This is a genomic window from Streptomyces cyaneofuscatus, from assembly GCF_042718795.1.
Lineage (GTDB): Bacteria > Actinomycetota > Actinomycetes > Streptomycetales > Streptomycetaceae > Streptomyces > Streptomyces cyaneofuscatus_A.
Genome location: NZ_JBHXOX010000010.1, coordinates 212956 through 235172, shown reverse-complemented (window position 1 = coordinate 235172; position 22217 = coordinate 212956). Strand labels below are relative to the sequence as shown.

Annotated in this window: 36 protein-coding genes; all 36 read left to right on the top strand. The window is 66.6% G+C overall.

Going from position 1 to position 22217, the window contains the following annotated elements; all coding sequences use genetic code 11:
• Positions 1-33: 33 nt before the first annotated feature.
• A complete protein-coding gene (locus ACFWRT_RS14305; RefSeq protein ID WP_380949059.1) occupies positions 34-543 on the top strand; it encodes a hypothetical protein in 510 nt (169 codons plus the stop codon).
• 147 nt (positions 544-690) lie between these two features.
• A protein-coding gene (locus ACFWRT_RS14300) for an IS5 family transposase (RefSeq protein WP_380949368.1) occupies positions 691-1598 on the top strand; the annotation gives its coding sequence in 2 pieces (ribosomal slippage) (positions 691-1042 and positions 1042-1598; 909 coding nt in all).
• 87 nt (positions 1599-1685) lie between these two features.
• A complete protein-coding gene (locus ACFWRT_RS14295; RefSeq protein WP_380949060.1) occupies positions 1686-2126 on the top strand; it encodes a hypothetical protein in 441 nt (146 codons plus the stop codon).
• A gap of 53 nt (positions 2127-2179) precedes the next feature.
• On the top strand, positions 2180-2443 hold the full coding sequence (locus ACFWRT_RS14290) for a hypothetical protein (protein ID WP_380949061.1): 264 nt from the start codon (positions 2180-2182) through the stop codon (positions 2441-2443).
• On the top strand, positions 2443-2946 hold the full coding sequence (locus ACFWRT_RS14285; RefSeq protein WP_380949062.1) for a hypothetical protein: 504 nt from the start codon (positions 2443-2445) through the stop codon (positions 2944-2946). The genes ACFWRT_RS14290 and ACFWRT_RS14285 overlap by 1 nt, the downstream gene beginning before the upstream one ends.
• Positions 2947-3112: 166 nt before the next feature.
• Entirely contained in the window at positions 3113-3454 is a 342-nt protein-coding gene (locus ACFWRT_RS14280; protein ID WP_381121292.1) for a hypothetical protein, read from the top strand.
• Positions 3455-3468: 14 nt separating this feature from the next.
• A complete protein-coding gene (locus ACFWRT_RS14275) occupies positions 3469-4167 on the top strand; it encodes a hypothetical protein (protein WP_380949064.1) in 699 nt (232 codons plus the stop codon).
• 262 nt (positions 4168-4429) lie between these two features.
• Positions 4430-4663, top strand: a complete 234-nt coding sequence (locus ACFWRT_RS14270) for a hypothetical protein (RefSeq protein ID WP_380949065.1) — start codon at positions 4430-4432, stop codon at positions 4661-4663.
• Between the two features lie 3 nt (positions 4664-4666).
• Entirely contained in the window at positions 4667-5098 is a 432-nt protein-coding gene (locus tag ACFWRT_RS14265; protein ID WP_380949066.1) for a hypothetical protein, read from the top strand.
• Complete coding sequence (locus ACFWRT_RS14260; RefSeq protein ID WP_380949067.1) at positions 5095-5718, top strand: hypothetical protein; 624 nt, start codon at positions 5095-5097, stop codon at positions 5716-5718. The genes ACFWRT_RS14265 and ACFWRT_RS14260 overlap by 4 nt, the downstream gene beginning before the upstream one ends.
• A gap of 333 nt (positions 5719-6051) precedes the next feature.
• The gene (locus tag ACFWRT_RS14255) at positions 6052-6411 is read left to right on the top strand and encodes a hypothetical protein (RefSeq protein ID WP_380949068.1); all 360 of its coding nucleotides are present in this window, start codon (positions 6052-6054) and stop codon (positions 6409-6411) included.
• Entirely contained in the window at positions 6408-6581 is a 174-nt protein-coding gene (locus ACFWRT_RS14250) for a hypothetical protein (RefSeq protein ID WP_380949069.1), read from the top strand. The genes ACFWRT_RS14255 and ACFWRT_RS14250 overlap by 4 nt, the downstream gene beginning before the upstream one ends.
• A gap of 145 nt (positions 6582-6726) precedes the next feature.
• A complete protein-coding gene (locus ACFWRT_RS14245; protein WP_380949070.1) occupies positions 6727-6912 on the top strand; it encodes a hypothetical protein in 186 nt (61 codons plus the stop codon).
• A gap of 135 nt (positions 6913-7047) precedes the next feature.
• Positions 7048-7359 (top strand): hypothetical protein, encoded by a 312-nt coding sequence (locus ACFWRT_RS14240; RefSeq protein ID WP_380949071.1) that lies wholly within the window; start codon positions 7048-7050, stop codon positions 7357-7359.
• A gap of 256 nt (positions 7360-7615) precedes the next feature.
• A complete protein-coding gene (locus ACFWRT_RS14235) occupies positions 7616-7918 on the top strand; it encodes a hypothetical protein (protein ID WP_380949072.1) in 303 nt (100 codons plus the stop codon).
• A gap of 92 nt (positions 7919-8010) precedes the next feature.
• A complete protein-coding gene (locus ACFWRT_RS14230) occupies positions 8011-8721 on the top strand; it encodes a GGDEF domain-containing protein (protein WP_380949073.1) in 711 nt (236 codons plus the stop codon).
• Positions 8718-9461, top strand: coding sequence for a hypothetical protein (locus ACFWRT_RS14225; protein ID WP_380949074.1), 744 nt, complete (start codon positions 8718-8720; stop codon positions 9459-9461). Before ACFWRT_RS14230 ends, ACFWRT_RS14225 begins: the two co-directional genes overlap by 4 nt.
• Positions 9462-9538: 77 nt before the next feature.
• Entirely contained in the window at positions 9539-10042 is a 504-nt protein-coding gene (locus ACFWRT_RS14220; RefSeq protein WP_380949075.1) for a hypothetical protein, read from the top strand.
• Between the two features lie 303 nt (positions 10043-10345).
• A complete protein-coding gene (locus ACFWRT_RS14215; RefSeq protein WP_380949076.1) occupies positions 10346-10594 on the top strand; it encodes a hypothetical protein in 249 nt (82 codons plus the stop codon).
• A 60-nt stretch (positions 10595-10654) separates the two neighbouring features.
• Positions 10655-11029: a hypothetical protein gene (locus tag ACFWRT_RS14210; RefSeq protein ID WP_380949077.1), complete on the top strand. Its 375-nt coding sequence runs from the start codon at positions 10655-10657 to the stop codon at positions 11027-11029.
• 426 nt (positions 11030-11455) lie between these two features.
• Positions 11456-11713: a hypothetical protein gene (locus tag ACFWRT_RS14205; protein WP_380949078.1), complete on the top strand. Its 258-nt coding sequence runs from the start codon at positions 11456-11458 to the stop codon at positions 11711-11713.
• 151 nt (positions 11714-11864) lie between these two features.
• On the top strand, positions 11865-12485 hold the full coding sequence (locus ACFWRT_RS14200) for a hypothetical protein (RefSeq protein WP_380949079.1): 621 nt from the start codon (positions 11865-11867) through the stop codon (positions 12483-12485).
• A 38-nt stretch (positions 12486-12523) separates the two neighbouring features.
• Positions 12524-12781, top strand: a complete 258-nt coding sequence (locus ACFWRT_RS14195) for a hypothetical protein (RefSeq protein WP_380949080.1) — start codon at positions 12524-12526, stop codon at positions 12779-12781.
• A gap of 190 nt (positions 12782-12971) precedes the next feature.
• On the top strand, positions 12972-13289 hold the full coding sequence (locus tag ACFWRT_RS14190; protein ID WP_380949081.1) for a hypothetical protein: 318 nt from the start codon (positions 12972-12974) through the stop codon (positions 13287-13289).
• A 687-nt stretch (positions 13290-13976) separates the two neighbouring features.
• Positions 13977-14468, top strand: coding sequence for a single-stranded DNA-binding protein (locus tag ACFWRT_RS14185; protein WP_380949082.1), 492 nt, complete (start codon positions 13977-13979; stop codon positions 14466-14468).
• A gap of 186 nt (positions 14469-14654) precedes the next feature.
• A complete protein-coding gene (locus tag ACFWRT_RS14180) occupies positions 14655-14861 on the top strand; it encodes a hypothetical protein (protein ID WP_380949083.1) in 207 nt (68 codons plus the stop codon).
• A gap of 737 nt (positions 14862-15598) precedes the next feature.
• The gene (locus ACFWRT_RS14175; protein ID WP_380949084.1) at positions 15599-16870 is read left to right on the top strand and encodes an MFS transporter; all 1272 of its coding nucleotides are present in this window, start codon (positions 15599-15601) and stop codon (positions 16868-16870) included.
• A gap of 134 nt (positions 16871-17004) precedes the next feature.
• Positions 17005-17403: a hypothetical protein gene (locus ACFWRT_RS14170; RefSeq protein WP_380949085.1), complete on the top strand. Its 399-nt coding sequence runs from the start codon at positions 17005-17007 to the stop codon at positions 17401-17403.
• On the top strand, positions 17400-17570 hold the full coding sequence (locus ACFWRT_RS14165; RefSeq protein WP_380949086.1) for a hypothetical protein: 171 nt from the start codon (positions 17400-17402) through the stop codon (positions 17568-17570). The genes ACFWRT_RS14170 and ACFWRT_RS14165 overlap by 4 nt, the downstream gene beginning before the upstream one ends.
• A gap of 11 nt (positions 17571-17581) precedes the next feature.
• A complete protein-coding gene (locus tag ACFWRT_RS14160; protein WP_380949087.1) occupies positions 17582-17767 on the top strand; it encodes a hypothetical protein in 186 nt (61 codons plus the stop codon).
• Between the two features lie 106 nt (positions 17768-17873).
• Positions 17874-18101 carry a hypothetical protein gene (locus ACFWRT_RS14155; protein WP_380949088.1) on the top strand — a complete coding sequence of 76 codons (228 nt, stop codon included), beginning with the start codon at positions 17874-17876 and terminating at the stop codon, positions 18099-18101.
• A gap of 211 nt (positions 18102-18312) precedes the next feature.
• Positions 18313-19077 (top strand): hypothetical protein, encoded by a 765-nt coding sequence (locus tag ACFWRT_RS14150; protein WP_380949089.1) that lies wholly within the window; start codon positions 18313-18315, stop codon positions 19075-19077.
• 251 nt (positions 19078-19328) lie between these two features.
• Positions 19329-19586 (top strand): hypothetical protein, encoded by a 258-nt coding sequence (locus ACFWRT_RS14145; RefSeq protein ID WP_380949090.1) that lies wholly within the window; start codon positions 19329-19331, stop codon positions 19584-19586.
• A gap of 157 nt (positions 19587-19743) precedes the next feature.
• Complete coding sequence (locus tag ACFWRT_RS14140; protein ID WP_380949091.1) at positions 19744-20439, top strand: hypothetical protein; 696 nt, start codon at positions 19744-19746, stop codon at positions 20437-20439.
• 668 nt (positions 20440-21107) lie between these two features.
• Complete coding sequence (locus tag ACFWRT_RS14135) at positions 21108-21587, top strand: hypothetical protein (protein ID WP_380949092.1); 480 nt, start codon at positions 21108-21110, stop codon at positions 21585-21587.
• Between the two features lie 40 nt (positions 21588-21627).
• A complete protein-coding gene (locus ACFWRT_RS14130; protein ID WP_380949093.1) occupies positions 21628-22158 on the top strand; it encodes a hypothetical protein in 531 nt (176 codons plus the stop codon).
• Positions 22159-22217 lie beyond the last annotated feature (59 nt).

Sequence of the window (22217 nt, the reverse complement as noted above, 5' to 3'; positions counted from 1 at the left end):
TCGGTCCGCGCCCTGTTTCAGGGAAGGGTATTCATGGCGGGCGTATTCACCGTCTGCATTCTGGAGCCGTGCTGCGAAAAGACGGAGCCGGGTTACACGCCGAGACCGAAGCCGCACCACATCCGCACCCCGGGCTGGTCGGACTCGTGCAACCACCTCCGTAGCGAGCGGCGTAAGGCGACGATCACCACATACAAGACGCGTGAGGAAGCCAACGCCGATGACCAGGGCAAGGCGCGCGGAGGGGGGACAACGGATGGATGGATGTACGAGGGGGAGATGCCGCCGGAGGGTGAGCGATTCCGGATCATGCCGATCAAGGGCACCCTGACCACGCATTTCTGGCACGGGGAGCCGGTCGAGATCGCGTTCCCGACCATCGACCTGGCCCGCGAGTACGCCGAGGAGTACCACGAGTATCCCGACGGCGACCGCCACAAGCAGATCCTCTACAACATCGTCGGCGACCAGGACACGGTGGTGCGTTGGTCGTCCTACACGGTCAAGATCGGCACCGAACTGAGAGCGAACGACTGGGCGTAACACGAACTCAGCCAGCAAGGGAGCGTCGTCATCCGCCGCCTCCCCAAGATCCCGCAGTTCCAGTGGACTTGTCCGAGCTGCCCAGTGTCTCCAACCTGTGCGTGACCGGCCTCCCGGGCTAGGACCTGTCTGATAATTGATCTTGTGATGGGTCGTGGTGAGCTGACGGATGCGGCGTGGGAGCGGATAGCGCCGCTGTTGCCGGGTGTCGACGGGCGGGGTCGTCCGTGGCGGGATCATCGGCAGGTGATCAACGGGGTGTTGTGGCGGTTGCGGACAGGGGCTCCGTGGCGTGACCTGCCGGAACGCTACGGGCCATGGCAGACGGTCTACGAACGGTTCGCCCGCTGGGAGGCGGACGGAACCTGGGCTCGCCTGCTCGAGGAGGTCCAGGTCCGCGACGACTCCGTCGGGGCCGTGGAATGGACGGTCTCGGTCGACTCCACGATCAACCGGGCCCACCAGCACGCCGCCGGCGCCCGCAAAAAGGGGCAGCACCGGGGGACGAACTGGAAGATCCGGAACGCCCAGCGGCTGGTCAGGCGCTCGGCCGGTCCCGCGGCGGGCTGACCACCAAGGTCCATCTCGCCTGCGACGGCAGGGGCCTGCCCCTGGCCGTCCTCGTCACACCCGGCAACGTCAACGACTCCACCGTTCTCGGCGCGGTCCTGGACATTGTGCGAGTGCCCCGGGCCGGCGTCGGGCGGCCGCGTCGCAGACCCGACGCGGTCATCGCCGACAAAGCGTATTCGTCACGGGCGATCCGTCAGACGCTGCGGCGCCGGGGCATCCGGGCGGTGATCCCGGAAAGAGCTGACCAGAAGGCCAACCGGATGCGACGCGGCCGGGCCGGCGGCAGACCACCGGCCTTCGACCGCGAGCTCTACAAGGCCCGCAACGTCGTCGAACGCTGCTTCAACCGGCTCAAGCAGTTCCGGGCCGTAGCGACCCGCTTCGACAAACTCGCCGCCCGCTACCGGGCCGGACTCCACCTCGCAGCACTCATCCTCTGGCTCCGCGAACCCGGACAAGATCATTTGTCAGACAGGCCCTAGCCCCTCCCCCCGACATCCGGCACCCCACGCTGCCTGTCCCTTCCGGCGGTGTCTTACCCGCCAGTACCCACCATGACAAGGAACGCCGTGTTCAAAACTCCCCTGGCTCTGCTCCCGCGCGACGCGGCCCCCACCGATGTCGCCGAAGTCCTCACCCGGCTCACCGAGTCCCAGGCCGTCCCCTTCGACCGGTGGGACCGCGCGTACAGCGCGCGTATCCAGAACCTGACCGGATGGCTGCACTGCGCCGCCATGTGGCAGGCCCAAAACCTTACCGAGGCCGCTGACATCCCCGAAGGGGACGGCCAGGCCGTGATCCACGCTCTGATCCACTCGCATGCCGCCATGCTGGCCCGTCACGAAGCCGAGCTCGCACCGTACAAGGACACCGACGGAGCACCGTCCGGCAACGAGTCCAAGGCCCGCGACGCGGCCGCCGGTCGGCACGCCGAAGAGGTCGTGGAGATGCTCGGCCTCGTCATGGCGGTCCTGGCCGGCGAGTTCGGACGGCCGACGAGCACCTCGTAATGGCGTCTCCCCGCGCATATCTGGATCGCAGCCGCATCACGCTGCCCACACGCGTGACACGAACGACGACGGTGCTGCCCGTCGCAGTGCGACGCCCTATCGACCCCTACGCCCCATCGGCGTTAGCAGCCGCGATCCGCCCCCGACTACTCCCACCCCAGCTCCAGTCGTACGGAACCGAGCAGAGGGCGCTCGCGGCCGGGCGGTCCCCAGCACACCACTACGGCTATGAGCGGGCGGTTCGCGACACCTACATGATCCCGAAGGCCGACGACGTCCAGATCCTCGCCGGCCGCTACATGATCGGAGAGTTCTGATGACGCTGGAGCTGGCGACGGAGCTGCTCACGGGGCTCACGGTCGGGGACCGGGTCGCGGTGAAGGACCCCGGCGCGATGAACTACCGGGGCCAGTGGACGAACTACTGGGTGGTCGAGGACCCGGCGATCAACCTCCCCGCCCACCGCCGGTGCCGGCACGGGCACGCGTCGGTGAGCCTGCGGGTCTGGCAGCACACCGGATACGTCGACCAGCTCGCGGCCTGCCACCTGACCGACCCGAGCCAGTGGGTGCGCAAGGAAGCCAGGCTCTGGCAACCGGTCGAGGGCGCGAAGCACATCGTCTCGGCGACGGGCTTCGAGGACAGGGACACGGGACAGACGTGGCAGTCCACGGTCTGCGGCGAGCTGCTGGAGACCACGGGCGACCGGAACTGGTGCGCGGGGCACATGACCTACCCGGCGTACGGCCGACACAGCGACCGGATCACCTGCCCCGGATGCAGGCTGAGCAACGGGCTCGACCTGGAGGTGCAGGCGTGAGCAAGGGCGCCGCTATGACGGCCGAGAGCTGGGTTTTCGGCGCGGCGGCCTCGCGGACGAAGCGTCTAACCCTTGCGGTTGCTGGTCCAGCGGTGAACGGCCTTGCTGGGTCGACGAGTGGGCCGCGGAGCGGGCCGGTCCCGCAGCGTCGGATGACGTGTACGGCGTGGAGATAGGCAACGAAAGGTACGAGATGGCGAGTAACTGGACGCTCGGCGGCGAGATCGACATCGGAGACTGTGACTTGCTCAGGCTCGACCTGGCGACCGCGGACACGCCCGAGGTCGAGATCAAGCAGTACCTCAGGGATCAGCCGGGTCACCGGTCCTGGTGCGGCACCTTCGAGACCGCGAACCTCAGCGATGCGATCCGCTCCCTCTTCGAGACCTACGAGGACTTCGACAAGGTCATCACGCCCGCCGGCAGGGTCTTCGAGCGGACGACGGCCACGGTCCGAACAGCCCGATATGGCGTCGGCGCGGATTCGACTCCCGAGCCGGGCGCGTAGACAACCCGCTTCTGGTGTTAGGGCGAGAGGACAGCATGAGTAACAGAAATTACCACCGTGCCCAGCTTGAAAGGCTGGAGCACGATCGGCTGGTATCCCGCCAGCCATCGGGGCAGCAGGCGAGGTGCCATCTGTCGCTCCGGATCGACCACAAGCAGACGGACGACCTTCTGCTCACGCCGGAGCAGTTCGAGAAGATCAAGCGCGTGCTTCTCGGAGAAGACGACATGATGTTCGAGTTCGAGGACATCACGACCGACGAGAAGTTCCCGACGTTCCGCGTGTGGCAGTCGGTGTCGTGGGGGAAGGACTTCCTCGGGGTCATCCGGAACGCAACCAACGCCCGGGCGAAGAAGCGGTTCCCGAACTCGCCGCTGCTCTGGGTGGCGGCCCTCGCGGTCGAGGCCGACACCGAAACATGGGACCGGAAGGCCACGCACAGCGCGTACACCAAGCAGGAGGCCGCGACATGGCTCCTGGGGTGCCGCGAGGCGATCACGAACCCGAAGGCGGACGCGGCGCGGGCGATGTTGGAGGAGGACCGTAGGCGCAGCGCCGCCGGCAACGTGTGCCCGGTGTGCGATGGCAAGGTGTCCTCCAAGTACATTGACAGCAACACGACGAAGTGCGAGTCGTGTGAGGCGGAGCTGTACCGCACGGAGGCCGACCGCACCCCGTTCCACAAGCCGCTGTGGAAGCCGTTCGGCGAGTAGCAGCACAGGCAGGTAGGGCCCGACGATTCTCCGTCGGGCCCTTCTCGCTTTCCACTGGAAGTGTGATGTACCGCGTCTCCGGCGGCAGCTTCCGTGCGCGTGTCGCGACTACCGGCTAGAAGACCTGACCGCCGCAATCGACGAGCGGCGCCGCATCTCTGCGGACCTGATTTCGGTCGAGCCCAAGGCGCGGGATCCACCCCGGACTATCAGCGCCCCCGTGCATGAGTGCGGGGACCTTCTCGCGACTGGAAGGAACAGAATGCAGAGGGACAACACCTACATCGCCGCAGTGCGCCCAGTCGTGCACCAGCAGGCGCAGGCGGGGATTGCCGACCTGCCGAAGGCGTGCCACGGATTCCTGCAAGAGCTGGCGCTCCAGAGGCCCGCCGAGCCCGGGCCCGAGGAGGAAGACGAGGAGGCGCCCGTGATGCAGCAGCGCACCACCGCGACGTTCGTCGAGGCCCTGACCAACGGCGAGAACTGGAACAGGTGAGCCATGCAGAACCGAGTAAAGCTTCCCTGTGGCCTGTCGACCGGGTCGGGCCCGCGATTCAACAGCCGCGGAAGCCTCGTCACGTGCAGCGCCGCGTTCTGCGACAACGAGGCCACGCACATCCTGGAGTTCGTCCCCCGCGAGGGCAACACGGAGCGGTGGGGCGCGTACTGCGAGAACTGCCCGGAGCGGCGCATCGCTCCCGCGGCGGAGGTCGACGCGGCCCGCGAGCGCGGTTCGCGCCTCCAGGTCCAGGACTTCGACCTGACTCGGCTGCCGCTCTCGGACGAGCACTGGCGGTATCGCGAGTTCACCGACGAGGAGCGGGCCGAGATCGAGCAGATCAAGGTCGGTGCCCTGGTCGAGACGTACATCAAGCCCGGTGTGTTCGAGTGGCACCCCCCAACGGACAAGGGCAAGGAGAACCCCAAGTGACGGAACCGCACTTCGACTGGTTCGAGAAGCTGACACCCGAGCGGAGGCTGGAGCGTCAGGTCCTGCACCTCGTGGCCGCGCACGACGGTGGCCTGGAGGCGCAGCGGCTCGGCAAGCCGCTGGAGCGAACCCACCGCAACGCCTGGGAACCGGTCTACGACACGGCGTGGGACCTTGCGCGGCGGGGTCTGATCGAGGTCTCGCCCGAGCCCGACGACCCGGAGGTCAAGCCGTGCACGTACATGATGACGTCGGCCGGCCACGAGCTGGCTGACGAAATCCGGGAGCAGGCCCGTGCCCGTGGCAGGTACTGGCGACAGCAGCAGCCGGACCTGCCGCAGATCGAGGAGATCGACAACACCGAGGGGAGGGTCGAGCGCACGGTCACGTGGCACTTCCACAACCTGGTGACCGCCTCGGGCAGCCTGTCCTTCGCCACGTGGACGCGCGGCGAGCACTTCGTGCAGCTGTGGACCCCGGAGGCCGCGTTCCGCGACGTGCTGGCATGGCGGCCGCGCCGACTGGTCTCCTCGGATTCGGTACAGGAACTGGCCGGGGCCTGGGGGCCTGTCGGACGGCGTATCCGCCGACACCGCATCTTTCCTGCCCCGGCTGTGTAAGCGTGCTGCCCGGACTCGCGAAGCTCGTTGACCGACTGCTCGCGTGTAACGACTGGGCGCGGAATCATCGGCCAACGGTCGGCAAGGTGTGCATCGTCCACAGCCCGCTTTCTCGGCAAGCCGCTTGAGGACAAGGAGTACCCCCGGGTTCTCCGGCACCAGGAGCAGGCCACGGACCAGGGTGATCGAGTGGCTCGACCAGCGGGCCGACAAGTGGATCAAGAACAAGTGGGAGTCCGAATGAATTTGTCTCGAACGATCGAAGTGATCTGGTGGTACCGCAAGCCCCGAGGCGGACTGGGTCAGGGTGAGACCGCGGAACGGAGGACGGACGTGGTCCTGCTCGAGGAGTATGCCGATCACCACAACGCCTCACTATGGGTGTTCGGCGAGATCCGAATCAAACTCGCCACGAAGTACTACGAGAGCAGCCTCGCGGCCAACAACATCTTCGCCGACGGCATTACGAGCGTCTGCAACTGCGAGTCGACCGAGGCCTGCGAGTACGCCGAGTTCGACGGTCACCGGTTCACACTCAGCGACGGCTCGCGTATCGGCAGCATGACGATCCGCGAGAACATGCCGAACCCGCGCGAGGGCTACCCGAACTCCAAGCTCGGAGTGGAGAACGTCATGAAGCAGTGGGCCGACCTGACGCTGGCCGCGATCGTCGAGCAGGAGGGGCACCGATGAGCGACGTGAAGGAGTACCTGGCGAAGATGCTGCGGATCGTCGGCATCGAGAAGATATCCACGCGGAACACAGAGAAGGTGTGGGTCCGCATCCGGATGTGGGAGGTCGCCGTCGAGTGCGCCCGCTGGGACGTTGAGGCCGACGTCGAGCAGTTCACAATGTTGGCGTAAGTCCACGAGAACGTCGGCGTGTCTGCGGTCGACGCCACGAGGAAACTGACGGACGTACAGTTCGACAGGCAGCTCGCCCACAAGGTTCGGGTCGAGGCCCAGAAGTCGCACGCGGCCTTCACTCGCTTCAAGTGAAAGGGCCACGATGAACGAGGTGCACGACGAGACGGACGGGTCAGACGCCGCTGGACCGCAAGAGAAAGAGGCGTCGACGCCGGGGGGCAGCGCGGCGGCGAGCTGGGACCCCGAGCAGTTCGAAGAACTGCTCGCCTCGGACGAGAACCTGGCGGAGGACAACCTGGAGGAAGCGCATCGAGCAGCACCTGCATGAGATATACGACAGGCTTCTCGATCAAGCATGTGTGCTGGCGACGAGAAGTTCTTCAAGGGGTACGTGCCCAGGGCGGGCGAGGCCTTCGCCCAGCAGAACGGGCACGTCTTATGTTTCAAGAGGACTCCCTGACCGATGAAGATCGCCGCAGTCCGCTCGTCTGCGCTGCTCATCACGCCGTGGAGCAGCCTCCACCACATGCCGCTTCCCGCACCAAGCGATTTGGCCCGGGATCTCGTGCGGTCCTACCGCCTGCTCAAACGACTGCAGCAGTCGAAGAAGGCAGAAGGCAGCGCGCAAGAGTGGCAGTCCGCAATGCGGATTATCACGGACGCAGCCGCGGCGCGGGTTAGGGCCAGCTCCAGCTATGTCGAGAGGGCCCGGCAGCTCACGGCCGACAAGACGTACCTGATCGACAACGGGCTCTGCCACGAAGACGAGCGGTAGAGCCAAGCACACGACAACGACTTGGCGGCACACCAATTCTGGTGTGCCGCCTTTGTTGTCCCCAGCCTTGCCGTTTCGGTTGGGGTGGCGCCAGTTCATCGACCTGGTCGTAGACGTCCGCGCTGTCCTCGCCGCGTCGACAGGGCCGGCTGAACCCCACCTGAGTTGAGCGCACTCCGTGCCGCTCGGACCCCCTGCACCCGCAGGGCCGGGGCGGTCGCAGTCGCCCCTCAACACAGAAGAGGAGACGCTCGCCATGCAGCTGCCGTATTTCGAGGTGGAAGTCCCGATGCGCAACACCGAGGCGCCGAAAACACGCGGTCTACACATTTTCACCGGTCGGGCCGACACCCCTAGTGCCGCCGTACGGATCGCGCATGAGGTGTACGACGCGGCACGCGCCGCGTCGGAGGCCGGACTGGAGATCCCGCACGGGCGGCCGGATGGCTGGGGTGCCTGCGGATACCGGCCCGGCTGGGACCTCGACTGGCCCGCCGCGACTGCCTACCCCTGGATGAACCCCTACCGCTGGACCAAGCCCCACCCCTTCGAACTGTAGCTCTGCCCCGGGACGGCCGCCATCGGCCTGGTAACCACGTCGACCGCCCCGGGCCCACCCAACCCGTACGAGACGAGAGGGAGATCCTCAGTATGCACTCCGCCCTGCGCACCCGGGGCCGTTTCGGCCCGCACACCCTCCTGATCACCGCCGCCGCCGTGCCGCTGACCGGATGGGCCGTCCACGCCGGCGTCCTGCACAAGCGACTCAAGCACGACCCACTCACCGGGCTCCTGCGTCGCGACGCCTACACCGCCCGTGCCCGTCGCATCCTGGCCCGCCACGGCGACACCGCAGCCGTCGTCATGGTCGACGCAGACCACTTCAAGGCCGTGAACGACACCCTGGGCCACGCGGCGGGTGATGCGGTCCTCGCCTCGTTCGGCGCCCGGCTCACCACGTGGGCAGGCCCGCGCGCGTCCGTCGGTCGCCTCGGAGGCGACGAGTTCGCCGTCGTCCTGGAGCTCACCTCCGGCCACCGCGAGCAACGCTTGGAGCAGCTGGTCCGGATGCTGCACACGCCGGTCGTCCTGGACGACGGCCGCGCGGTCGATGTCGCAGCGTCGATCGGCGCCGCCGCCTCGGACCTGCTTGGCACCCGCGACCTGACCACGTTGCAGAGGGCGGCCGACGCCGCGCTGTACGCGGGCAAGCACTCGGGTCGCGCGGTCCTCGCCACGGCCACGCACGCGACCACGCCGTCCATCAACGGGCGTCGGGCCGGTCGTTCGGGCGCCGGCGGTCGGGGCGAGACGTGCCCCGTGACCACCGCCGCCCACACCACCGAGGAGGCATCCGAGTGAACGATCCTCTGTCCCCCGTCGCCGACATCCGTGCCGAGCAGAACAAGCGCCTGGCACTGCTCGGTCTCGACCCGGTATCCGAGACCGAGTACGAGAACATGCACCACCGCTCCGGCGACGACTTCATAACCGAGTACCGCTTCAACCGAAGGGGCACGACCGACCGGGTCGTGGGCACCGTCACCGAGTGGGTTCGCGTCGGCAAGTCCGTGGAAGCGACGAAGCGCGAGGTCCGCATCGAAGGCGCGCACCCGAGCACGTACACCGTCATCGAGATGCCGAAGGGCATCTATGACAGCGCAGACTGCCGCATCATGCTGGTCGACCGATGCATCGCCCGCGCCGCATCACTCCTGCGAGCGCTCTACCTGATCCAGCGGCACTACCTCTACGGCACCGTCGAGTACCACGAGATCATGAACCAGCCGATGTTCATGGAACACACGGGTGACGGCCTCGACATCCTGGTGACCGAGGGCCCGAACTTCGACATCGACCGGTACCCCGACGGCGGATCGTGGATGTTCACATACATCAACGACGACCCGAGCCGCGGCAAGTACTCCTACCTTGCCAACGACAACGAGGCCATAGCCACCTCGAACTGGGCCTTCATCGAGGGCATCGAGGAAGACCCGGCCGCATGGCGGATCGAGACGATCGACTACCACCCCGGCGAACCGGCCGTCACCTACTGCTTCAACGACGCCCGCGTACCTGTCGAGAAGGACACCACGTGAACATCCGGACTGCTTCCGTCCACTCCTTCGGGGGCGTGGCGGCGGCCGCCCGGCCAATGAGCGACGAGAGGATATCCGTGACCAGCAAGACCCAGGCACCCGCGATCGACGGCGTGAACTGGCGCAAGTGCGCCTCCGAGCTGCTCGGTCGCTACAAGTACAACGTCGGGATGCTTAAGCCCGAGGAGACCACCAGCGGGCTCGGCTACATGGTCGACTGCAACCAGAGAGAGACGAAGTGGGCCGCGTATCGCTACACCGCCGACAATTCCCAGTGGTGGGCCGCGTACGGGGACGGCAATCCGCGGGACCTCGTCGCCCGCCTCGAAGTCGCGGACGGCAACGACTACGCCGCCGTACAGCAGATCGACGACCGCACCGCCGCCTTCGCTCAGCTCGCCGCGATCGACTGGAACAACGTTCCCGTCGTGGCCGGTGACCACCACGTCTCCCGCCTGCTCGCCGCCAAGATCCGCGACTTCAAGGACTACTACCAGCCCGAGCACACGCACCTGCGCTCGACTGTCGAGGACTGGCTCACCCGCTACTTCGCCTCTCACGCCCAACGACCGGAGAACTGACCGCAGCCCGACAGCTTCGGACCACCGTCCGGTCCGCGCCGGCGACCTCGTCGAGAACGACGTGATCTCCACACCGGACGCGTGGAGATCACGTCACCGAGGTCTGGCTGGAGGAGGGCGAGTTCGAGTTCTCCTCGAACTGCCCCGACGCCGAGGGGCACAGCAAGCACTCCCACGGCCCAGCGCTTCACACCCTGCTGACCCTCCTGGGCACCGACGGAACCGGACAGACGGGGAGCGCGTCTGCCCACTCGGTTTCCTACGGCTGTTGCCCTTTCAGAGCCCGGCCGACACCACCGAGGAGTGAGCAGGACCCGTCACACCGTCGTCGAGCACGAGATGCACCCGAACTCTGTCGTCGCGGCCCGTGCCGCCCCGAAGCGGGAGACCAAGCCCAAGCAGCACTTGGGTGTGATTTTCGACGTCTACGTGAAGGCCGACACCGCCGCGGACGAGATCAATGAGTGGGCCTGCGTCCGGGCACTGGGCGCCGAGCCGGTCTACCCGAACCGCACCGCGCACCTGACCGGATTCTCCATCGCGTGCTCGTGACGGCCGCCGCCTCTACATCCCGCTCACCACTCCCGACCCAGTCACCCAGGAGAGCTGAACATGAATGTTCCCGTCTTCCGTAGCCGCTACGGCGGTTCGATCCAGTGGCGCGACGGTACGCAGCACCTCGCGGACCCGGCCGTCAACCACGGGTATCACCACATCGTTGCCTGGCACATTCTGCTGGGCTCGCACGCCTACTACATCATCGACCGCTGGCCCGAGGCGAAGGCCGCCGGTGCCCGCAAGGACGTCTTCTCCTCCGACACCATCGACCTCTCCACTCCGACCGAGCGCGAGAGATGGAAGCCTTGGAGCACGTTCGGCGGCACCGATCAGGTCCGCGACATCGTCGAAAGCATCGTCGCGGAGCTGATGCGCCACACCAAGGCCCTCGCCACGTACCGCGCCGCCATGAAGGGAGCCGGCCGATGAGCCCGATCCGCACCCACCTGATCCAGATCAGCAAGGTGAGCTGATCCCGCCTGCTTCTCCGGCTCGGCCCGGTGTCGTCGGGAGCACCGGTGCCCAGCTCGCCCGGGCGCTGGCTGCCGCTGGTGTCACCCTCGTGGGCCAGATCTGCCTGAACCGCGGAACGCAGCAGTTGCTGGACAAGTCCGACCCGACCGACGCCTACGCCGCCGCGACGATTGTGCTGTCCGGCCGGGCGACTGGCCCACCGAGGAGTCGGCTCTGCGCGGGCGAGGCGGCGCAGGTGCGGCGGGCCGCCTCGCCGCCACCTGACCCTGAAAGCCGAGATCGCCGAGCTGGATACCCAGATCGTTCTGCCGGTCAAACAGGCTGCCCCCACGCCGCTGGAGCTGTTCGGCGTCGGGCCCCGAGACAGCCGACCAGTGTGCGGTGGTCCTCAACCTGGGACTCGACGAGGTCAACCGCAGCATCAGCAGAGTGCTGATCCGAAACAGGCTCATCGAGCGCGCGATCGAGCTCTACCTGAGCACCGCCGACAGAGCAGCGACGCCGCGGCCTGCGCTGTTGCCAGATGCCAAAGACCTCGACATTGCGATCAGCGAGCTGCCGCTGGTCTACGAACCTCCAACTGGAGCCGTTGCCCGGATCAGCGAACGCTATCGCGAGGGGGCACTGGCCGGTGATTGATCTGGATCGACGCAGTCGATCCGGAAGTAGATCTGCAGGGGACATCGGCATCTCCCTCTCGCCTATGGGCGCGATCGCTTCGTGATGCCTGCGACAGGTCAAGGGCCGAGGGCTCTGCCGCCTACACCACCACGACGAACGGAGACACCACGTGATGCTCGCGATCGGCGCGCTGCTCGGCTGCGCCGCCACTCTGCTCGTTCTTGCCGTCCGGCGCAGGCTGTCCCGCAGGTCGCACTGCGGGTGGTGTGCAACCGCCTCCAACTGGCCCACCTCCGAGCACGACGCCCTGCACTGCCGCGGCTACGTCCAGGACCGCCGACGCGAACGGCTGCGCGATATCAAGCACGGCCGCCCCGTCGTGGAGCCGAACCCGTGGGGCGAGGCATACCTGCTCGATGAAGAGATCGCCCAGCGAACAGAAACCGAAGCAGTGAGTGCCAGGGCCGCCGCGGCCTCGGCAGACTTCGCCCAGGCGCTCGCCGATCTGGCCGACGGATACCCGACCGATCCCGAGGGCACCGCCTCCGTGCTCGTCACGGTTAGCAACCCGGCGACCGGCGAGCAGCACAGGGTCCCCATCGAACCCGGACAGCTCGACTGGGTGACCGCCCTCGCGCGCCGCGAGCCTGACACCTTCCGCAATGCCCACTCCGACGGCACCGGCTACTGCGGGCACTGCCGGGGCACCGGGCTCGCGGGCGGAACCGGCGGCGCCGCCCTGGGCGACGAACTGCCCGCCGACGACGGGAGCCGCCCAGGAAAACCGTGACGTCCGCCACTGCACCGCTGTGCCCGGACTGTTCGACCGTGACGGAGCAGATCGAGGTCGAGAGTGAGGAGGTCTGGCGCTGCACTGCCCCCGACTGTGCCCGCCGCACCTACGGCACCGGCGACGAGAACGACGACTTCGACCTGCCCTCCCACAGCGAGACAGACGAGAACGGGGCCGTGATCATCTACCACGGCGCCGATGGCATCGACTTCGAGGCAACCTCCGAACTGGCCTCCCATGACGGCCCCGACGACCAGGGCCAGGACGACGACGCGGCCCCGCTGCTCCGCTGATCGCCCCGATGCGCCGGTTCACCTTCTAAACCAGGAGCACGTCATGTTCCGCATTATCTGAACCCGTACCAACCGGCAGCTCAACACCACGATCCAGGAGCTGCACGACCGTGGTGAGTCCGAGCGTCTCTGGCGCCTGACGGCCGAGCAACGCGTCCACCATCCACATCACGAGAAGAGCGAGACCACCATGGCTGAGTCCACGACCACCGTGAAGCACGACGTCACCGTCGACTTCGGCGGCATCGAGCTGACCGGAGCGCTCGTGCACGACGACGAGAACCGCGTGCTGGAACTCGAAAACGCCAAGGGCCCCGCCGAGCCCATCTCGATCAGCCTGCAGGGCTACGGACTCACGCCCGAGCCGGGGAACATCTTCATCAAGGACTGGTCTGAACATTCGGGCTTGACGGCTCGCCTGGCACAGGCAGGTCTGGTGACGCCCGTGCGCGCACTCACCGTTGGGCCCTACAGCTCAGCGGCCTACGAAGTGCAGGTGACGCTGTAGGGCCCAACGGTGAGTGCCTCGGGCTCCTGAACTTGTGCTTCCTCGGTTCCGGCATCCTCGGACTGGCCGCCGCAGTAGGTCTCGTGCTCCAGAAGCTACCTCGCCCGCCGTCGCTGGCCCTCGCGCCTGCGAATCAGCACCGGCTACACGGTGCACTCGCCCGCCATGATGCTGACGACACGAGCCGTCCGGGCTCCGGGGTGCGGGTGACGAGTTGCCCCGGGTATACGCGCCCGACTCCACCCTTGCCACGAGTCCGTTCACGTGAAGGTCGTCTGTGAGTCAGACCAAGGTGCGCCCCAACTCGTGAGCTGCCCTGCAGGTGCGGCTCTGGTTCCGGTGAGACCGAGCACGCAGTCGTTGATCCCTGTACTCCGGACCTTCGCCCAAGACGTGGCAGCGGGCGGGTACACAGTGCCGTCCGCCGTCACGTCGGGGGTCTGGTCGGGGAAGTGGCCAGTAAGCAGCGAGAAACGAGCCTGATCGGCGAAGTCGATTCAGGACTCGGAATGACAAAGCATTCGATCAGCGCAGCTGATTCGGAAGAAGCGTTGAAAGAGAACATCACCTGATCAGCGAAGCTGATCCGGATGGTGGCATGACAGATAAGTGAACATCTCAGCCCACCCGAATTGCGCGCGGATCGTCGTCGACCGGGCGTAGTACTGCTATTCGAGAGAAGGACTCATGTCGTCGAACCCCCGCAACAACGGAACCATCGTCGGCCGCCTCGCGAACGACCCCAAGGTCTTCGAGAACAAGGACGGATCCAAGAAGGTCCTCTTCACGCTCTACGTCGACCGCAACTTCACCAACGCTCAGAACCAGCGTGACTCGGACGCCGTACCCGTCGAGGCGTTCGTCCGCGCACAGGCCCAGGGTCTGGGCCCCTACGCGAACATCCACCGAGGTGACCTCGTCGCCATCGGCTACACGCTCCGGATGGACCGCTACTCCAAGAACGGCGAGCCGGTCTTCGACCTGAAGGTGATCTCCGAGGACATCTCCTTCCTCGAGCCGCGCTCTGTGACCCAGGCCCGCCTGCACGAGCGCGTACAGAGCGCCGAAGCCCAGAACCACACCCTGCAGGCACAGGCCCAGGGCCCCACCCCGGTCGGCGCTGCCGCTCCGGCCGTCGTGCACGCCAGCGCCGTGCGCGAGCAGCTGCCGTTCGGCTGAGCCGGGCCATCACACCCACGGTTGAGCGCCGAGAAGCCGAACACAGCGACCCCGGTGGCGGAGCGAAGCAGGCTCCGACACCGGGGAGCTTCGTTTCGGTGAGTCTCATATCATCACGAAGAGGATCAGCAGAGCTGATCCGGATCTGGTGCTGAACAACATTTTCGTCATGTCTGGAGGCCAGTCGTGCGCGCCGTCGACGTCCTCCAGGAAGCCCTGCTGTTCGACTTCGCGGGCAACACACTGGTCGACAGCGAGGAAAGCCGCCTGGCTGATCAGAAGCTGTACCAGCGCTACCTGAGGTGCCGCCCGGACAGCCGCCGGGCGGTTGACGCGATGGGCCCACCGCAATCTTCTGCACAGAGCGGTTCGAATCCGCAGCGCGCCGACTGATCCTCGCCGCGCGCCAGTAGGCACACCGTGCAGACCGACCGCGGAACAGGTTCGATTCCACAGCGCCGCAGCTGATCCCTGCGGCATGTCCCTGGAGATCTCCGCGGATCCGGCTTCAACAGCACCCCAGTGCTCGCTCTGCCTCCGGCAGCAGCTGCACCGGGGTGCTGTTCTTTTCTTGTTCGTGGTCCGCTTCACTCTTCCCGTGAGGCAGTAAGCACAAGGAATCAGCGGAGCTGATCCGGATCTGGCGTTGAAGGACATCCTCGTCGTCAGGAGCCGAGCCGTGAACTGCCCGAACTGCGCCATCGACATGGAGTCGAACGCCCACGGTGATCGCGTCAGCAAGAAGACCAAGAACGTCATGCATACGTGTTCCGAGTGCGGCTACAGCGAGGTGCGCTGACCGGTGGGTTCCTCCCTCCGACGGCAATCTCAAAAGCAACCGTGCTCTTCGTCGAGACGGCACATCCACCGAAGGCCTTTCACTCACTGCGCCCCGGCGGCTCGGTCCCCGTGCGGGACCTGCATACCGATCGCGCCGCTTCGGATCGCCTCTTTCGCGGCCGGCGCGTCGTCGGCACACCCATAGTCCGGTGCTTGCGCCCGACAAGACCGGTGTCGCGACAGCCGCCGACGACGACGCCTTCACGCAACCCATCCGCCTGCCGCGGACCTGATCTCAGCCTCGGCACGACCACGCCCTCAGAGGGAACCTGACCACAGACGGAGCACCAGTGCCTTCTCTCGTTGCTACGCCGCAGATTGCCCCCGACTCCGATACGAAGGCCCACCGCTGGCCGCCCATTATCTGGGCGGCACTCATCGGAACCTTCACCATCCGCGCTTTCGGTTTCGCCTACCCTTTCCTGCCCTATCACGCCAACGACCTCGGCTTCTCTGCCCATATGACTGGCTGGATCGTGGCCAGCTTCGGCGCCGGTTGGCTCGTAGGTCAGGTCGGATGCGGATGGCTGTCCGACCGGTTCGGCCCACGCGCGACGCTCGGCTACGCCATGGGAGCAGCTACCGTGGCCCTGCCGGTGCTTGCTGAAGTGCGCTCTCCAGTGACCCTGCTCGTATCGACATTCCTCACCGGAGTGGTATATGACGCAGCGCGACCGGTGATCACGGCACTCATCGACGACACCTTTCCCACCAAGGCGCAGCAGATACTCGTGAACGGGTGGCGTCACTTCTGCGTCAACATCGGAGCCGCGCTCACTGGATCACTGGGTGGGTACCTCGCCGCCACAGCCGGACTGCCGACGCTGTTCTGGATCAATGCCTGCGCCTGCGCATTGTTCGGGTTTGCCGCAGTGTTTCTGCTCCCGCCCCGAAGGACCGGCCAGGGCGCGGACCGCAGCCGTCCAAGCTACTCCCAGGCCCTGCGTGACAGCCGCCTGTGGTTGCTCTCTCTGGCCAGCCTCTGCGCTCTCACCTGCGCGGGCAGTGTCTTCACGGCACTGCCGATGCTGATGAGCTCGGACGGCCTCGACGCGACCGCGTACGGGTGGACACAGGTGGCGAACGCAGCCGCCGTACTCCTTCTCTCCCCCTTCTTGACCCCTTGGCTCAGCGGACGCGCTGCGCAAGGCGGCCCCATGACCGGGTTGCTCGCCGCCAGCTCCCTCCTCCTCGGCATCGGCATGGGCCTCGCAGGTCTGGCCGACTCCACATACGGCTACTGCCTTGCCGCCGCCGCAGCGGTACCCGGTGAGATCATCCTCTTCATCGCGGCAGGGGATCTCGTCAGCCGTCTTGCCCCGCCCGGAGCACACGGACGGTACGCCGGCCTGTGGGGCAGCAACCTCGCGCTGGCCGTCATCGCCGCGCCTCTCCTCGCTGCATGGTCCCTCAGCCACGGCGGGGGCATCACCGCGACGTGGGTCATCTGCGGTACCGGAGCGCTCGGGGCTGTCTTGTGCTGGCCCCTGCACTCCAGCCTCCGTACACCGACCGCACCCAGTCCGCGGCAGTCGAGCAGGACTGCCAGCACAGCCAGCTAGGGACGAAGCCTTGCCTTGGCCGCCGATGCAAGGCCGCCCGCATCTACAGCGTGCGCCGTGAACTGGGGAGCTCGCCTATTTCTTGTCCGCTTCGGCTGTCCCGACCAAGCTCTGACCAAGGAGAATTGACCACCATGAGTTTCCTCAGCCGCATAGGCTTCATCGAGACCGAGGAGCAGGAGCGCGCCCGTCTGGCCCAGGCCCCCGAAGGCTCACTGAACCACTACCTGTCGACTCTGCCCGTAACCATCGACGAGTGGCCCAAGGACCTGCTCGTCGAACTGCCCTGGCAGCAGCAGCGCATTGAGCAGCCTTACCGCGTCGTCGTAGTGCCGATCGAGTTCCGGAAGGACGCGCTGCCCGAAGGCGTCGACGAGGAGCCGCTGCCGCGCAAACTCCATTCCGGCGCCTGGCTGTGTGCCGTGGTGTTCTCCAACCACCCGGACTACCCGGTCGGTGGCTTCCGCATCGAAGTCCCGGACGCCCAGATCTCCCGAGGCCGCCAGATCGATCTCGCTACGGTTACCCCATGAGCAACGGACCTACCGAGCCGAACGGCGCCTTCGAGCCCCGTCGCTATGACGTCGACTGGACCAACGAGAGGAATCCGCAGATCGTGATCGCCCAGCCCGGCGACGAACTGGCCATGACCCTGACCGAAGCCCAGCAAGTCATCGACAACGACCGTGCCGAGCAGTAAGGACCGCGACGATGGAGCGCATCGAGTACGGCATCGCGTCGCCGTCCCGCCCCGATGACATCGAGCCCCTCGGCAGGCTGAACCGCCAGGCCGCCGAGGCCCGCATCACAGACAGCCGCGTCGCACGGCCGGACGTCTACCTCGTTCAGCGCACCGGCAACTTCTGGACGCCGACCACCGAGACCGAGGGGCCGTAGCCCACGCACGGAGGACGACCGTAGCGCCCCCTGCGACGCCACCCGACCAGCGCAACTTTGTCTACGTCGACCCCGATCCCACCGCCGAGCAGAGAGGACCTCGACCATGGAGCGAAAGCCCCCAAAGGAGCAGGTCGCGCAGGAGTTGATCGATGGCGCCAACGCCATTCTCCGACTCGACCCGCAGAAGATCACCCCGGAACTCGTCCAGGCAGTAGCGAAGCTGCTGCGGTCCTCGGCGAACTACGCGCGGGTGATCGGCGATGAACCCAGCACGGTGAAGGATGCGTTGCTCGTCGCCCGCGCGGCTGCGGCGGAGACTGCCAGGCAGTAATCCGCCCAGCGCGACGCCCCGGCCAGGCCATGAGGTGTCCGTCGTCAAGATGCCTGCCTGTACTACGAGCCAGCGGTGGTCGGCACGTGGGCGACGTCCCAGCCCGTCCGCCGCCGTGGTCGTCTTCTGTGCAAGGACGCCTAGTCGCAGCCACCTCTTCCCCCGCCGCGAGGCTTTCCAATCCCGTGGCAGTTGACGGAGACCCCTTTCCATGCCTGACCACAGCATGCCCGAGCAGCCCGAGTACCCCTACTTCTACACCGACGGCCAGAACCACCGGCTGGTCCTGCGCGCTACGACCGACGCGGCCCAACAGCGCCCTTACGTATGGGTTGAGGCCGATAACCTTGCCTTTGGCGGCGCCGTCGTCAGCATGTGGCTCACGCTCGAACAGGCCGCCGACCTGGACGCCGCGCTCTGCGCCCGCCGAGAATTCCGCGTCACCAACCACACCGGAAGCACCCTGACCGTGTTGCCGGGCAGCCCCTGGACCACGTTCGAGGTGGTCCGGCAGGCGAGCGGCGACGAGGAGTCCGCTGCTGTGCGGGTCGTCGTCCTCACGGGGCGGCTGCACGAGTTGCGCAAGGCGTTCACCAAGTTCGCTGAGCACGCCCGAAGCGCCGAGCCGGCCACCACCGATCCGACGATGCTCCGGTGGGGCCTGGACGATGTCTTGTTCGGTGACGACGACAAGACAACCATGCTGCTGTCCGACGACCAGCGGCGTCCGTACTGGCTGGAACTGGAGCCGGAGCGAACAGTTGCTCTACGGGACGCCCTTGCCGGGCTCCCCGGGAACAGGCCCGTGCTGCGCGTTCTCACGCCCGGCGAACAAGATCGAGCTTGGAACGCCATCGAAGGCGCCACCGGCGAGCCGGGCGCCGACACGGGAACGATCCTGAGCGCCGTCCTCGGCGCACTTGAGATCGAGGCCCCCGCCATCGGTGGAACGACGGACACTGCGACCGCAACCTGATCCCTGGATGCTCACGGGTAGGAGATGGTGTTCGAGACCTTTGGGGAAGGACGAAGAGGCGGGCGTCCTGAATCCTCAGGACTGCGGAGTCGGGGTCGCCATCGCAACGCGACCCGGCTCAGAGTGCGCCTGCCCGGCATCGACGCCGAGGAAGTGAACTAAGGCACGGGCTGCCTCGATCGGTACGTAGGCCGCCACCGACTCCGCAGCTCCTGATCCTCAACACCTCACAGCAGAGGAGGAGTCCGACCATGACCATCATCAGCGATGATCAGAAGGTCACCGCCGCGTACCGACTCGGCGTGATGACCTCCCAGCACCCCAAGCTGAGAAGCCGCCTGGCAAACGCCCGGCTCGAACTCGCTGCGGCGATCGTCACCATGGACGCGGTCGAGGAACGCATCCAGGCGGGAGAGAAGATCCACTCGCTCCAGGAGCAGGCCGTCGTCGAGCAGGCGAAGAACAACTACGCCCAGGCCCTGGCCGAGCTCCTGCGGGGAGAGTCCTGATTGCCGCGAAGAGCGCAGCCGCGACCACGTTGCTCCTGTTGAGCTGAGCTGGCACCTCGTCTGGACCAACAGCGTCCCTGTCCCCGAAAGAGCTCCATACCTGGGCCTCCGGGCGCGTGCGCGTCTCCCTGAGCTCTACGAGCCGCACCAGGGCCACTTGACCATCCGGGTCGGCGCCTTCACCAAACGGCTGCGCGTGCGCGGCGATGTCGAGATCAGCTGCCCATGCCACGAACGAAAGAGGGCCAACATCATGGTCAACACTCCCTTACGTCGACCCACATGCCTGCGTGACTGGACGATCGCCGTCGCGGTAGTCACCGCCCTGGTCACGGGCCTGGTCCTCTGGAGCCACCACACTCAGTTGAACCAGGAACGCTCCGAGATGGCAAACACGAAGATCGTCTACGTCGCGGATCCGGTGCAGAAGCTCGTCCAACGCACGGACGGTTCCTACTACAAGGCGACTCCCTCGCACGGCACCTACTACTACACGACCATCGAAGACCTCATCGTCGTGCCCCGAAGCGTATCGGCAGAGGAGCGCAGAGCTCAGCCGTCGTTCCTCTGGCACCACTCGACGATCATCAACGACATCACGGTCCGGACCATCGATCCACATGAGGCAGACCGGACGCCACGCCTCGAGCGGGAACGCTGCACGGTCAAGCCCATCGATGCGTCGAGGCCGAGCTACACCGGCGACCCCCATGCTAGAGGTCGGCTGCGGATCGGACCTGCCCAGGCTGACACGGACGTAGTCATCCTGAGTGGTCTCTTCTCCGACGGTGGCCAGCAGCTGTGCCAAGACCGGATCACGATTCTCGTGCCGGACGGCGGCATCCAGCCGTAGGCAGCCGGGGCTCCCTTCGGGTCGCCGACCAGTGAATTCCGCAGAGCCTCCTGTCGGCTGAGCATGATGCTCAGCCGACAGGAGGCTCTCTCTTTCTGCCTGATCAGCGGAGCTGATCCGGTCCCGTCTTCGAAAGATCACCTCCACGCCAGAAGTACGGCCATGAGCCAGTCTCTCGAATCCGCTGATACCCGCCGGGCGCGGCACATGTGCTGCACCTGCGTTCCGCACCTGGTCACACCGGCGAGAGCTTCACCCCCGCCCGGGAGCCTTCATCAACGGCTCGGGATCACCTGACCATGCCGAGCTCGCACGGTCGAGACGGCTGAGCAGATGTGCACGGAGAGCACCCTTGACGCCGCGACATCGCGATCTGCGCTCACCCCGGCCACGCAGCCGCGCGACGCGAGCGTCCAAGCGCGGATACCTCAGGCTCGACCACACCGGCGGCAGACCGGTAGCCCCGTACGAGCCGGGCCGGAAGCACTCGGTACTCCCGCCCCATCGAATTGGAGAGGCACACCATGACCCCCTGGCCCCACGACCTGACTAAGACAGCCCCTGCCGACGCGGAGAGGACTGGCGCTCTCCTCGAGGCCGCGCTTGCGGTGCACGGCGTCGCATTCCGGGTGGTCAAGCCGTGGCGTTCCCTGCCCAACGTTTCCCTGATGACCACCGCCCCCGGTCAGCCGGGCGTGTGGATCGACGCCCACTCCTACTCCGACCGGTGCTGGGCGTCCAGCTACGACGTGCCGATCGCCGGACTGTTCGGGATCAGCGCCGTCATCACCGACAACTTCAACACGCGCCACGTTCACTGCAACATCACCGAGGCGCCGACCGAGATCACCGACCCGCACACCGCGGCGGACGCCATGGCAACCGACGTCGCCGCCCACCTGCGCGCCTATCCGTCCCTGACCGGCGCTCGGTGGGTCACCAAGGCCTCTCACCCGGCCACCCACACTGAGTACCGGGAAGCCGCCACCGTCCACGGCACGTGGGCACACATCTCCTCACCCACCGGCTACACCAAAGGTCCCAGCCTGGACACCGACCACGTGTGGGACACCTACCAGCGGCGTGTGACCAACCAACCTCGCGGCCGAACTCCGCTGACCCCGCGATCGGACGCCCCGGAGGGGTAACCGACCAGCGCGCGGCCCAACCTCCGGAAGAGGTACGTGTATGAGCGCCAGGACAGATACCGGCACGTGTCTGCACTGTGCCCGACAGATCGAGTGGATCGAGGTCGACGGGTCAGGTGCCTGGTACGGCCTGTCCAACCAAACCGGATGTCCCGACGGCGAAACCCCGCACGCCCCCGGGCCCTTCTGCGGATGGTGCGAGGACTACGGCCTGATCGAGATCTTCCACCCGTCTACAGACGGCCTGATAGGACACCGGCCATGCGAGAACCCGGAGTGCGTGGCACGTGGTGAGGAGCGGGCCGCTCGGGTGGCCGAGCGGCACACCGGCGAAACGGTCATCGGCGATGAGGAGTTCGTCCCTCAGGTGTGTGCACAGTGCGGCTTCGGCGGCTACATCGCCGCACCCGGGCTGCCCAGCCACGGTCAGCAGCTCTACGTGTGCACGGCGCGCGGCTGCGGCCACACAGCCGGACACGACGCATTCACGCTGGAGGACGGCGAGCGGCTGACGGTGCACAACGACGGCCGCCTGTACGTCGTCCGTCCCTACAGCGGCCCTCCGTTCTAGAACCCACAGCTCCCGACCGGCGCCCCGAGCAACACGAGGCAGGGCGCGGGCCGGCCCCT

Coding starts and splice junctions, on each gene's coding strand:
- ACFWRT_RS14305 (WP_380949059.1), top strand. CDS start 34: ATGGCGGGCGTATTCACCGTCTGCATTCTGGAGCCGTGCTGCGAAAAG.
- ACFWRT_RS14285 (WP_380949062.1), top strand. CDS start 2,443: ATGACGCTGGAGCTGGCGACGGAGCTGCTCACGGGGCTCACGGTCGGG.
- ACFWRT_RS14270 (WP_380949065.1), top strand. CDS start 4,430: ATGCAGAGGGACAACACCTACATCGCCGCAGTGCGCCCAGTCGTGCAC.
- ACFWRT_RS14265 (WP_380949066.1), top strand. CDS start 4,667: ATGCAGAACCGAGTAAAGCTTCCCTGTGGCCTGTCGACCGGGTCGGGC.
- ACFWRT_RS14250 (WP_380949069.1), top strand. CDS start 6,408: ATGAGCGACGTGAAGGAGTACCTGGCGAAGATGCTGCGGATCGTCGGC.
- ACFWRT_RS14245 (WP_380949070.1), top strand. CDS start 6,727: ATGAACGAGGTGCACGACGAGACGGACGGGTCAGACGCCGCTGGACCG.
- ACFWRT_RS14240 (WP_380949071.1), top strand. CDS start 7,048: ATGAAGATCGCCGCAGTCCGCTCGTCTGCGCTGCTCATCACGCCGTGG.
- ACFWRT_RS14235 (WP_380949072.1), top strand. CDS start 7,616: ATGCAGCTGCCGTATTTCGAGGTGGAAGTCCCGATGCGCAACACCGAG.
- ACFWRT_RS14230 (WP_380949073.1), top strand. CDS start 8,011: ATGCACTCCGCCCTGCGCACCCGGGGCCGTTTCGGCCCGCACACCCTC.
- ACFWRT_RS14210 (WP_380949077.1), top strand. CDS start 10,655: ATGAATGTTCCCGTCTTCCGTAGCCGCTACGGCGGTTCGATCCAGTGG.
- ACFWRT_RS14190 (WP_380949081.1), top strand. CDS start 12,972: ATGGCTGAGTCCACGACCACCGTGAAGCACGACGTCACCGTCGACTTC.
- ACFWRT_RS14185 (WP_380949082.1), top strand. CDS start 13,977: ATGTCGTCGAACCCCCGCAACAACGGAACCATCGTCGGCCGCCTCGCG.
- ACFWRT_RS14170 (WP_380949085.1), top strand. CDS start 17,005: ATGAGTTTCCTCAGCCGCATAGGCTTCATCGAGACCGAGGAGCAGGAG.
- ACFWRT_RS14165 (WP_380949086.1), top strand. CDS start 17,400: ATGAGCAACGGACCTACCGAGCCGAACGGCGCCTTCGAGCCCCGTCGC.
- ACFWRT_RS14160 (WP_380949087.1), top strand. CDS start 17,582: ATGGAGCGCATCGAGTACGGCATCGCGTCGCCGTCCCGCCCCGATGAC.
- ACFWRT_RS14155 (WP_380949088.1), top strand. CDS start 17,874: ATGGAGCGAAAGCCCCCAAAGGAGCAGGTCGCGCAGGAGTTGATCGAT.
- ACFWRT_RS14150 (WP_380949089.1), top strand. CDS start 18,313: ATGCCTGACCACAGCATGCCCGAGCAGCCCGAGTACCCCTACTTCTAC.
- ACFWRT_RS14145 (WP_380949090.1), top strand. CDS start 19,329: ATGACCATCATCAGCGATGATCAGAAGGTCACCGCCGCGTACCGACTC.
- ACFWRT_RS14135 (WP_380949092.1), top strand. CDS start 21,108: ATGACCACCGCCCCCGGTCAGCCGGGCGTGTGGATCGACGCCCACTCC.
- ACFWRT_RS14130 (WP_380949093.1), top strand. CDS start 21,628: ATGAGCGCCAGGACAGATACCGGCACGTGTCTGCACTGTGCCCGACAG.